This window comes from Psychrobacter sp. 1Y4 (assembly GCF_051847555.1).
In genome coordinates, this window is sequence record NZ_JBPYDE010000655.1 from 1 (window position 1) to 665 (window position 665).

The 665-nt window shown below is 41.8% G+C and carries 2 protein-coding genes; both read left to right on the plus strand.

The window, feature by feature from the left end; translation table 11 throughout:
- The first annotated feature begins 23 nt into the window (after positions 1-23).
- On the plus strand, positions 24-155 hold the full coding sequence (locus tag ACS8FC_RS18150; RefSeq protein WP_439297813.1) for a c-type cytochrome biogenesis protein CcmI/CycH: 132 nt from the start codon (positions 24-26) through the stop codon (positions 153-155).
- 220 nt (positions 156-375) lie between these two features.
- Positions 376-665 (plus strand): nucleoside monophosphate kinase (locus tag ACS8FC_RS18155; RefSeq protein ID WP_439297812.1); only part of this gene is annotated, 290 nt, incomplete at its 3' end.

Sequence of the window (665 nt, forward strand, 5' to 3'; positions counted from 1 at the left end):
CTGCTCGATCTGACAAAGTACAGTTGGCTGTCATCGCTCGTATTAGCCATAGTGGTACAGCAATCGCAGAATCAGGAGACCTATCAGGCAATCCTGTGGTGATTAGTTCTGATCAAAACCAGGCTAATGTAGAAATAAATCAACAAATTCCCTAGTATTGGGATATGTTATTGTCAGCATTTGTCGTATCAATGCTGTTGCCCACAAAATGGTGCAACAGCGTTGTATGAACAGCTAAGTCATGGCAACTTATGACCATAATCATGAAAATACTTGAGGTTTGCAAGGTCACAAGGTAAGGTATCTCTGCAATCCGCCAATCCCTAAGTTTTATTAATCCTAAAATCCCACTCAATTCAGGAGAATCGTGTAATGATGCGTATTATTTTGCTAGGTCCACCAGGCGCCGGTAAAGGTACTCAAGCCCAGTTTATTTCTAAAGAATATGATATTCCGCAGATATCAACGGGTGATATGCTACGTGCTGCTATCAAAGAAGGCAGCGAGCTTGGCAAAAAAGCCAAAGATATCATGAATGCTGGTGGTCTGGTTTCTGATGACCTCATTATCAATCTTGTAAAAGAGCGTATTGCAAAGCCTGATTGTGCCAACGGTTGTATTTTTGATGGTTTTCCACGTACTATTCCACAAGCGCAAGCACTTGC